A 10,397-nucleotide genomic window follows, 5' to 3' on the forward strand; every position below is an offset into this window, starting at 1 on the left:
GCTATGTATGAGAAACTAGTTTCTTTCTCTTAATCTTTTTTGAGTTAAATATAAATTTATGTTTGTATGTGTTTATTTTATTTTTAGTACGCGGATGAAACGGATTCACTATCGCGAAAACGCTGATTTACAAGGACTTTTTTCTCATTTCAATTAAAAAATCCATTTTTTTCCGTGTCTTCGCGATAGCGAATCCGCGTTATCTGTGTTACAATTACTCAATTTATTTACCCATTCCCTGGTGCAAAAGGGAATTTTAATGATTTAAAATACTCTAATGTCTGCGTTGGTCTTTCAACTTCAGCAGGAAGCTCTTTCCCAGAAAACTGCTGAAAATACAGCAAACAGGCATCACGCCACCACTTTGCTTCTTTGTGCTGAATTTCCAACAACATTTTTACTTCTTTAAAACGTTCGCTGTCCACATATTTTTCAGCTTTACTCCAAACATCCTGCATTTCTCTAACTTGATTTACACCTTCCTGATATTTAAGCGCTAAACTATTCCAAAGTGTCTGACCGTTTTTCAGTTTGTAATCCCAAGAAACATGATGAAACCACAAAAGGTCTTTTTCTGGACAGGTTTCTAAATTATCAAAAAGTTTTTCAATCTCAGGTGCGTATTGTGCTGTGGCGTTTGTTCCCGATTTAGATCGGTCAAAACCAATTCCTTTTTCATCAGCTTTATGATAATATGTTGGATTCCATTCTGGTCTTGACAAATTAGAAACCCAAGGGCCAGGTCCGTAATGATGCCCTGTGTCCATAATATGATGCAAACCAAGCGGAGTCATATAATTGACAACGGCTTCACGAGATTTCATCATGATGTTTTTTATAGGTTTAATAAAGTTTCCATCATTGGAAAAAGTACTTCTAAGCCATTCATCGGCAATAATTTCAGAATCCAAATACGGATTCCATGCCAACCTTCCGAAACCGTACCAATTGGCTTGCGCAAATGGATGTCCAGTCCAGTTTAAATCGTTTCCTATATTGGCCACTCCGGCAATTCCAGTTAGTTTATTTTGATACAAAGTCCCATCAACAACTTTGGCAACTGTTGAACCTTTTCCTTTTTGATACGTGTCAGATTCCAGAACTTCTTGAAACAATTTAGGAAGAAAAACCAAATGCGTGCTAAAACCTAAATATTCCTGAGTAATTTGAAACTCCATCATTAAAGGCGTTTTCGGCATAGCTCCGAATAATGGATGAAAGGGCTCTCTAGGCTGAAAATCAATGGCTCCGTTTTTGACCTGAACAATTACATTTTCTTTAAATTTTCCGTCATAGGGCTGAAACTCGGCATAAGCTTGTTTGGCACGATCATTTGCATCATGTTCCGAATACACAAAAGCCCTCCACATCACTACACCTCCAAAAGGCGCAACAGCATCAGCCAGCATATTGGCGCCATCGACATGATCTCTTCCGTAATTTTGGGGCCCTGGCTGACCCTCTGAATTGGCTTTCACTAAAAATCCGCCAAAATCGGGAATTCGTTTATAAATTTCAGCCGCCTTGTTTTTCCACCAATCAATCACTTCAGAATCTTTTGGATCGGCAGTTTTTAGTTTTCCGATTTCGATTGGTGCCGAAAATCTTGCGGTTAAATAGACTTTTATTCCGTAAGGTCTGAACACATTAGCCAAAGCTTCTACTTTTTCTAAATATTGCGGGGTAAGAATTAGAGCGTTTGCATTTACATTGGTCAAAACTGTGCCGTTGATTCCGACTGAAGCATTCGCTCTGGCGTAATCAACATACCGCTGGTCTATAAAATCAGGCAGTTTTTGCCAGTTCCAAAGAGAAAATCCTGCATAGCCACGTTCTACAGTTCTGTCCAGATTATCCCAATGATTCAGGATTCTGATATTGGTTCTAGGAGAATCAACAATATTTAGATTTGTAACTGATTTATTCGTCTGCAATATTCGTAAAAAGTTAAAAACGCCATATAGAACGGCAACATCATTTTTGCCTGTAATGATAATTTGTTTTTTGCTTTTAGACGAAATGGTTTTAATAATAAAACCTTCATTATTTATCTTACCAAAATCAGATTGCAATTCCTTTTTTATTTCGGAATTTAAATTTGACCGCGAACCCACAATAATATCGCTCTCTCCTTTTACTTCCGATTTAATTTCAGGAACATTTCCCAACATATCCCAAAATCCAGTTTTCAGTTCTTTTTCAGCAATTTTGATGGTTTCAGAATTCCCTAATATTGCGATTCCTTTACTATTGTTTTTGTATTCTGAAGCTATGGCAGAATTGGAAACTGTATGATATTGAAGCCACAATTTATAATCCTTTTGTGCTGAAGCCGAAAAGGAAATCAGAATAAACAGAAAAACAAATCTTAATAAAGCCATTAGTTTTAATTTATTTTTTTAAAAATCGTATTTTTAAGCAGCACTATTTTATTTCTTATTTAAAGTATTTGATAAAATTTTAATTCAAAAAATATATTATCCGAAATAAAACAACAATTGCAATCGGTTGCGTAAAAATATAGGATTGTTATGTAAGAAAAAAATTTTAGTTGCTTTTTTTTCAAAAAAAATAATTTTACAAAACAAATAAAAGCAGGATAATTATAAAAACTATCCTGCTATGACGGGTCGAATTTAAGTTTTAGCGCTTAAACTATCTTTTATAATAGGCAACAATACTTGCTTTTGCCAAGGTCTGGTTCCAAAGATTAAATCCTACTACTGCTGGATTTGTATTTTCGTCTGTTCCTAGTTTATTTACTTTTAAAGCATAAACGGTAATAATGTATTGGTGATATCCATGACCAATTGGTGGACAAGGACCTCCAAAACCTTTAATTCCATAATCGGTAATGCTTTGAATTGCTCCTTTTGGAATAAGATTTTTAGTTCCCGCATTAGTTACCAGTTCGTTTACATTTGCCGGAATATCTACAACCACCCAATGCCAAAATCCGCTTCCTGTTGGCGCGTCTGGATCGTACATGGTTACCGCAAAACTTTGAGTTCCTTCTGGAGCGTTTTTCCAAGATAGCTGTGGAGACTGATTTTCGCCTGAACAACCAAATCCGCTGAATTCCTGAACTTTAGTTGTTTCCCCTCCTAAATCTTTACTAGTTAAAGTAAATGTTTTTTGTGCAAAAATCGATGTTGAAAAAATGGCTGACATTGCCAAAATTAAACTTAGCTTTTTCATTTTGTCTGTTTTAAAATTTTAAGCAAAGTTAGATTTGGAATCGCTGGATAACTTTAGCTAAAAAGCCAAAAACTGTTGCTAAAAGCTCAAATCAACTTATGATGTTTAGGTGTTACGCCGTATTTGGTTTTATAAGCTTGACTAAAACTGGAAAGGTTTTCGTAACCTGCTTCGAAATACACTTCAGAAGGGCTTTTTTCCTGGCTCAGCAAATAGTGCGCATGTTCGAGCCTTTTGTTTTGAAACCATTTAATAGGCGACTCTGAATAATATTTTTCAAATTCTCTTTTGAAAGTCGAAACACTCATGTTACACAAAAAAGCCAATTCTTTTAATGTCAATTTGCTTAAATGGCTGTTTTCGATTGTTCGAATGAATCTTTGAGCCGCATCGTCACTATTTGCAGTTAGCGAATACAGAAAATCGGTTCCGTACTGCGCAGTCAAATAAAGCATAATTTCGTCAAACTTAACTTCGAGCAGTTTTGTCTGAATGGTTTTTGAAAGTTTTGAAATATCTGTTAAACTGTCTACAAAACGTTTCAGAAAATCATCATAATCAAAAGCATAAATCGATTTTGGTTCAATAGCTTCTGATTTTTCCAATTCCATTTTTCTGATGAAATTATGAACCATTTCGCTCGAAAAAAACAAAAGAATGCTTTTATATCCAGAGATTTCAGAGATTCTTTTTTCTGTCATTAAACAATTTCCGGAACGCATTATAAGAAACTTAGAAGATGTTATAGCCAATTTTGAAGTATCAAAAATGACTTCTTTGGTTCCTTCAATCAAAAAACTGATGATATTCTGATTTAAAATGATCTGCTGTTTCGAAACGTCTTTAGAACTGCTGTAATCGACAACGTGTACATGTTGCGATTTTTCTAAATTCATTTCGTCCGGAAGTGTAATTGTTTTCATAAAAGTTATTGGCCTATCAAACCAATGATAAGCCTTACTATTTAGAATTTTATTTCTGAGTAGATTCTCTTGCGAGTACTTCTGTATTTAAAAAAGTGATTTCTTTGGCATCGTCATTTTTAGACGATTTTAAATTTTTAATGATAATTTCTGCAGCCGCCTTTCCCATTTTTTCAGCTGGATGCGTAATAGTCGATAAATTCGGATCTATAATCTGCGAAATTGGATCATTATTAAAACCAATTACTTTGAATTCTTCTGGGACTTTTATACCTCGTTTTTTAGCAGTCTGAATGGCACTTACTGCCAAAATATCTCCAGGTGCGAACAGCCCGTCCGGAAGTGGTTTTAAATCGAATAAAGCATTGCTGGCTTTTACGCCGTCTTCGTAGGTAACCGAATTTAGATTGATAATCAGCTCTTCTTCTATTTCTATATTGTGATCTTTTAGGGCTTCTATATACCCTCTTTTTCTTTCGTTGTACAAATTCCCCAATTCTGAACCCGCAGTAAAATGCGCAATACGAATACATCCTTGTTCAATAAGGTGTTTGGTTGCTTTGTAACCTGCTGTATAATTATCAATTACAACCCTAAAGGTATTATAACCTTTCGGTACTCTGTCGACAAAAACCAGCGGAATATTATTGTTGGAAAATTGATGAAAATGAGCTGTATCGCGCGTTTCCATCGCTAATGAACATATTACACCACTCACACGGTTACTGTACAACGATTTGGCCATATTGACTTCTTCATCATAAGAGTCGTGCGACTGCATAATGATTACGGTATAATCAGACTTTTGAGCCGTAATTTCGATTCCGCTAATTAGAGAAGACAAAAAGGGCTGTGTAACGGTAGGAATCAAAACACCAATTGTCCTAGTTTTGTTGCCACGTAAACCTGCTGCTAAAGTATTTGGGACAAAACCCATTTCTTCTGCGGTTTTCTTGACTTTTTTTATCGTTTTATCACTTATCGTGTGATGATCTTTTAAGGCTCTTGAAATAGTCGATGTTGCAAGATTTAGCCTCTCTGCAATATCATAAATCGTTACGTGTTTATTCTCTTCCATAAAACAACTAATAGAAGATGTAAATATAAACTATTTTCGATCACAATATTGCTTCCGAAAAAAGCTGATTTAAACAAAAATGTCCTCAAAAACGATATTTTGGGACATTTTCTTTTTAAAATCAATTTTTACTAATATTGTTTTTCTTATCCTTTAGAATTTTACCATCTTTTGTAAACTCCAAATCAATTTTGCCCGTTAAATCGACATCCAAATCTTTGTGTCCATAATCAATATGAGTAATTTTCTCATTAGGATAATTTTTAGCAACATAATCCTTGATTTCCTTCGGAATAAATGCGGTCGGAATTGGTTTGTCTCCGCCATCAACTTCACGATACGAACCGTCTTTCCAAAATTCTACTTCCGTTCCGTCCTTAAGTTTAACTTCGTATCCTTTTTCGCCATGTTCAGGATCTTTTTGAGCTTTCTCTATTGAAGTATTGCTAAAATGTTTCTTTAAAAATTCTTGTGCTGGCTTAGGCAGTTCTGTAACTTCAATTTTCTTCTGCGCACTCGCTGAAATTGTTAGCGTCAACAACATTCCAGCTAATAATATTTTCGTTTTCATAGTTTGATTTTTTAAGTATACTCTCACTAATTTACTGCAAGAAAAAATGCTTTCAAATTAATTTAAGAAAGTTTTAGTCTTTTAAATTCGACATAAAACACTAACAAACAACCTTTTAAACAGTACAAAAACAGCAAATTATATCACAACTTCATTCAAAAAACTTATTTTTTGAAATCTTTTTTTAATTCTTTTGTAGTACTTTTATCATCTGTTCAAAAAACGATTTAATCTTATAAATCCCAAATTTGCAAGACTTAGAAACTACTCATTTTTCTGCTTGAGTACAAAACTTATTATATGGAAATCTGGCTAAGAAGACTTTTTTTATTGCTCTTCGTCTTTTTATCATTTAATCTGCACGCACAGATTGAAAATAAAAAGAAAGCTTTTGTTTCCAAAAAAACTATTCCTGTCAAAGAAGACAAAAACACACTCGCACTTTATGATTTATACAATAAAGGCGAAGAAAAAAAAGCGTATAAAAAAGCACATTCAATTCTAAAATCTAAAACAGACCACAGAGCTTTGGCGCGAACCAATCTGCTTCTGGCTTATTATTTCAATAAAAGAGCCGTAATCGATTCTTCTATTTATTATACGCAACAGGCTTTGAAATACAATACTGTTGTAAATGATTCTCTAAAAAACCGACTTTTTTCGCTGAGCTACAATCTACTTGCGATTAATTACAAAAAAAGAGGCTTGTTTAATGAAAGCAAAAAATGGCACATTAAAGGGATTGAAGTTTCCCAAAAATACAACGAGACAAATCTATTTTACACCCATACTCATGGTCTGGCACAAGCTTACACTGAGCTGGGCGATTATTCAAACGCTATAAAACTATTCAAACAATGTCTTGAATACAAAGATGATGACGAGATAATCTTAGGAAGCTACATTAATCTTGGAGATATATATTCTCGCATGAAAGATTACGATAATGCATCTATTTTTTACAAAAAGGGTAAAATTCTCTGCGAAAAAACCAAAAACAATCTCGGAAAAACCATCATTTTGTTGGGACTCGGCGAAAATTTCCAAATGCAGCACAAACATCAAGAAGCATTAAAAGCATTTGACGAAGCGCTTACACTTGCAGATAAAAACGAGCTGAATCAATTGTCTGTCATCTCAAGGAGCAGTATCGGCAACAGTTATATTTCATTAAAAAAATACAAAGATGCAAAGCTGATTTTTTCTGAGGCGCTTCAAAAGTCGGTTCATTTTGGTTTGCTCCAGAACCAGACGTATATTTATGATGAGCTTAAAAAAATTGCCATTCAGGAGGATGATTACAAAAGTGCTTATTCCTTTTTTGAAAAAGCGACTCATTTAAAAGATTCCATTAATCAGCTTCAGAAAATAAAGGAAATAAACGAGTTGGAAGTAAAATACAAAACGGCTCAGAAACAAAAAGAAATCGAAGTACTGCGTTTTGAAAATGAGGCAAAAAAATTAGCAATTGCCAATCAAGAAGAAGCGATGGAAAATATGCTGCTTCAGGAACAAATTTCGAAGAAAAATAACGAAAATACGATTTTGGCATTTCAGAATGCTTCCAATAAAAAGAAAAATGAAATTTCGCTTTTAAAGAAAGACCAACAGCTTAAAACACTCGAAATCAATCAGCAGAAAAAAACAAGGCTTTTTACTATAGCCGGTTTTTTAATTCTCTTGATTCCCATTATCGGACTTTTGTTTCAATACTATAAACGATTAAAAGCACAGCGCTTATTGAACAGCAAACAAGCTGAAATTAATCAGCAACAAATTAATGCTATAGTAAAAGAGCAGGAACTAGAACTTATAAAAGCCTCAATAAGCGGACAGGACAAAGAAAGAGAACGTATTTCTCAAGAACTTCATGACAGCATTGGCGGCAATTTAGCGGCTATCAAACTGCAGGTAAACCATTTAAATCCTTCTGACTTTTCTATGATTCAAAAAATCAGCAGGCAATTAGACGAGACTTATCAACAGGTTCGCAGTCTATCGCATACCTTGCTTCCGAAAAAATTCAGTCAGCACAAATTCTTAGAAGTTTTAGAATCTTATCTTAATAACATCAGCGAAGCCAGTCGAATAAAAATTATCTTTCTGCCCTATCCGAAAAATGAAATCAATAATCTGAAAGAAGACATTCAGATCGAAATGTTTAAAATGATTCAGGAACTTTTAACCAATACGATAAAACACGCCAAAGCATCTGAAGTGGAAATTCAGCTGAATTATGTAGAAAATATCCTGAATCTTTTATTTGAAGATAACGGAATCGGTTTTGAAACTAAAAACCATTCAAAGGGCATTGGTTTTATTAACCTTGAAAATAGAATCAATAAACTAAAAGGATCTTTTGTAATTGATTCTAAAGTTAAACGTGGCACAATTATAAATATAGAAATTCCTGTTTCCCAATCAAAAGCAAAAACTAAAATAAAAGGCATTGATTTTAAAAATCAGCTAAATGAATTGAAAAGCAACTAATATATTTGTTGAATGAATACCATTAACCTACTTATTGCCGACGACCACACTATGTTCTTGCAGGGAATGATTTCCCTTTTGGAACAAGAATCAAATATTAATATTGTTGACAAAGCCGCTAACGGAAACGAGGCTTTGGAAATTATAAATAAAGGCCTTGTAAACTTTATTATTCTCGATATCAGCATGCCAGATATGGACGGAATCGAATTGAGCAAGATTCTGCGTAAAAAACACCCAAACATTAAAATACTGATTGTCAGCACCCATAGCAATGTAATGATTATTTCGAGATTGATTAGAATCGGAGTAAATGGTTATTTATTAAAAAATGCCGAAAAAGAAGAACTTCTAAAAGCCATCAATGCTATAGCCAAGGGCGAAAATTATTTTGCAGAAGAATTGACAGAAAAACATCTACAGAATAGCTCAAAGATTGAAAAACAAGTTTCTAACTTAACTGAGCTCAGTTCACGTGAAAAAGAAATCTTAATATTGATCGCACACGAATACAATACTGCAGAAATTGCCGAAAAAACATTCATAAGCTTGAATACCGTAAATACGCATCGTCGTAACTTGTTATCAAAACTAAATGCAAAAAATACTGCAGGTCTTGTGAAATATGCAGTTGAAAACGGCTTGGTAGATTAATGAATAATTTTTGACATTAACTAAAAAACATTTAAGCTCTCTATTAAAACCACACCTGAATAATCCGGCACAGCCCCCCAATGCTATGTATGACTACTCAGGCAGGTAATAATAAAAAAAAAAAATTTCCTACTATCAAATCTTGATTGTAATTAAAGTGGCAAAATTATCATTTTCACATTTTTTCAAATCATCATAAATAATGATTTTACAGTACACATACTGGCTGCTTCTAGACAGTTAATAAATTTCGTATTTTTAGTAAAACTTAAAAATACAATTTATGCGTAAATTTTTATTACTGTTAATAGTAACAGCAATTGTTTCTTGTAAAAAAGAAAATCAATCGACATCTTTAAAAGAATATTTCACATATAATTCTATCGAAAAAGTGGAAGAAGCAGGAATAAAAATGATTCCGATTAAAACCCACGCAGGAAATTTCAAAGTTTGGACCAAGCGATTTGGTACTAATCCAAAAATAAAAATACTGCTTCTTCATGGAGGCCCAGCCATGACACATGAATACATGGAGTGTTTTGAAACATTCTTTCAACGCGAAGGATTTGAATTTTACGAATACGACCAACTAGGATCTTACTACAGCGACCAGCCGAAAGACAGCACCTTATGGACTATTGACCGTTTTGTCGACGAAGTTGAACAAGTACGAAAAGCCATTAATGCTGATAAGGATAATTTTTATGTTTTGGGAAATTCATGGGGAGGAATTCTGGCAATGGAATACGCTCTTAAACATCAACAAAATCTAAAAGGACTAATTGTCGCCAATATGGTTGCCAGCGCTCCAGAATATGGAAAATATGCCGACCAAGTGCTTGCAAAACAAATGAAACCAGATGTCCTAAAAGAAATAAGAGCTTTAGAAGCCAAAAAAGATTTTGAAAATCCGCGTTATATGGAACTTTTAATCCCAAATTTTTATCAAGAGCATTTATGCCGCTTAAAAGAATGGCCAGATGGTCTTAATAGAGCCAGCAAACATGTAAATTCAGAAGTCTACACATTGATGCAAGGACCAAGTGAGTTTGGAATCAGTGGCAGGCTCGCAAAATGGGATATTAAAAAGAGACTTCATGAAATCGAAGTGCCTACACTAATGGTTGGTGCAAAATATGATACAATGGACCCAAAGGCAATGGAAGAGCAAAGCAAAATGGTAAAAAAAGGAGTTTATTTATATTGCCCAAATGGAAGTCATTTAGCCATGTGGGATGATCAAAAAGTATTTATGAAAGGTGTTATTCAATTCATACACAATGTTGATCAAAACAAAATTTAAAAGACAGTTTAACAAAATCAAGGTATGGAAATATTCACTAAGCCCAAAATATAACCTATATAAAGCAAAAAACTTCAATTAGCAGAGCCAATTGAAGTTTTTAGTACTCAGAGCGGGACTTGAACCCGCACGAACATTGCTGTTCACTGGATTTTAAGTCCAGCGTGTCTACCAATTTCA

Annotated in this window: 8 protein-coding genes; 3 read left to right on the top strand and 5 right to left on the bottom strand. The window is 34.0% G+C overall.

What is annotated here, in order from left to right:
• Window positions 1-227: 227 nt before the first annotated feature.
• The 5 genes from E0W73_RS06570 to E0W73_RS06590 all read right to left on the bottom strand — a co-directional run bounded on the left by E0W73_RS06570 (window position 228) and on the right by E0W73_RS06590 (window position 5,770).
• Window positions 228-2,381: an alpha-glucuronidase family glycosyl hydrolase gene (locus E0W73_RS06570; protein ID WP_135221287.1), complete on the bottom strand. Its 2,154-nt coding sequence runs from the start codon at window positions 2,379-2,381 to the stop codon at window positions 228-230.
• Between the two features lie 274 nt (window positions 2,382-2,655).
• Entirely contained in the window at window positions 2,656-3,198 is a 543-nt protein-coding gene (locus E0W73_RS06575) for a YbhB/YbcL family Raf kinase inhibitor-like protein (protein WP_135221288.1), read from the bottom strand.
• An 86-nt stretch (window positions 3,199-3,284) separates the two neighbouring features.
• Window positions 3,285-4,121, bottom strand: a complete 837-nt coding sequence (locus E0W73_RS06580) for a helix-turn-helix domain-containing protein (RefSeq protein WP_135221289.1) — start codon at window positions 4,119-4,121, stop codon at window positions 3,285-3,287.
• A 49-nt stretch (window positions 4,122-4,170) separates the two neighbouring features.
• On the bottom strand, window positions 4,171-5,199 hold the full coding sequence (locus E0W73_RS06585) for a LacI family DNA-binding transcriptional regulator (RefSeq protein ID WP_135221290.1): 1,029 nt from the start codon (window positions 5,197-5,199) through the stop codon (window positions 4,171-4,173).
• A 121-nt stretch (window positions 5,200-5,320) separates the two neighbouring features.
• Window positions 5,321-5,770 (bottom strand): PepSY-like domain-containing protein, encoded by a 450-nt coding sequence (locus tag E0W73_RS06590; protein WP_135221291.1) that lies wholly within the window; start codon window positions 5,768-5,770, stop codon window positions 5,321-5,323.
• Between the two features lie 300 nt (window positions 5,771-6,070).
• Here E0W73_RS06590 and E0W73_RS06595 point away from each other — a divergent pair, with 300 nt between their 5' ends.
• The 3 genes from E0W73_RS06595 to E0W73_RS06605 all read left to right on the top strand — a co-directional run bounded on the left by E0W73_RS06595 (window position 6,071) and on the right by E0W73_RS06605 (window position 10,217).
• Window positions 6,071-8,260: a tetratricopeptide repeat-containing sensor histidine kinase gene (locus E0W73_RS06595; RefSeq protein WP_135221292.1), complete on the top strand. Its 2,190-nt coding sequence runs from the start codon at window positions 6,071-6,073 to the stop codon at window positions 8,258-8,260.
• Window positions 8,261-8,272: 12 nt separating this feature from the next.
• Window positions 8,273-8,914: a response regulator transcription factor gene (locus E0W73_RS06600; RefSeq protein ID WP_135221293.1), complete on the top strand. Its 642-nt coding sequence runs from the start codon at window positions 8,273-8,275 to the stop codon at window positions 8,912-8,914.
• Between the two features lie 283 nt (window positions 8,915-9,197).
• Window positions 9,198-10,217 carry a proline-specific peptidase family protein gene (locus E0W73_RS06605; protein WP_135221294.1) on the top strand — a complete coding sequence of 340 codons (1,020 nt, stop codon included), beginning with the start codon at window positions 9,198-9,200 and terminating at the stop codon, window positions 10,215-10,217.
• Window positions 10,218-10,397 lie beyond the last annotated feature (180 nt).

Origin of the sequence: Flavobacterium foetidum (assembly GCF_004634245.1) — a bacterium.
Lineage (GTDB): Bacteria > Bacteroidota > Bacteroidia > Flavobacteriales > Flavobacteriaceae > Flavobacterium > Flavobacterium foetidum.

Coding starts and splice junctions, on each gene's coding strand:
- E0W73_RS06570 (WP_135221287.1), bottom strand. CDS start 2,381: ATGGCTTTATTAAGATTTGTTTTTCTGTTTATTCTGATTTCCTTTTCG.
- E0W73_RS06575 (WP_135221288.1), bottom strand. CDS start 3,198: ATGAAAAAGCTAAGTTTAATTTTGGCAATGTCAGCCATTTTTTCAACA.
- E0W73_RS06580 (WP_135221289.1), bottom strand. CDS start 4,121: ATGAAAACAATTACACTTCCGGACGAAATGAATTTAGAAAAATCGCAA.
- E0W73_RS06585 (WP_135221290.1), bottom strand. CDS start 5,199: ATGGAAGAGAATAAACACGTAACGATTTATGATATTGCAGAGAGGCTA.
- E0W73_RS06590 (WP_135221291.1), bottom strand. CDS start 5,770: ATGAAAACGAAAATATTATTAGCTGGAATGTTGTTGACGCTAACAATT.
- E0W73_RS06595 (WP_135221292.1), top strand. CDS start 6,071: ATGGAAATCTGGCTAAGAAGACTTTTTTTATTGCTCTTCGTCTTTTTA.
- E0W73_RS06600 (WP_135221293.1), top strand. CDS start 8,273: ATGAATACCATTAACCTACTTATTGCCGACGACCACACTATGTTCTTG.
- E0W73_RS06605 (WP_135221294.1), top strand. CDS start 9,198: ATGCGTAAATTTTTATTACTGTTAATAGTAACAGCAATTGTTTCTTGT.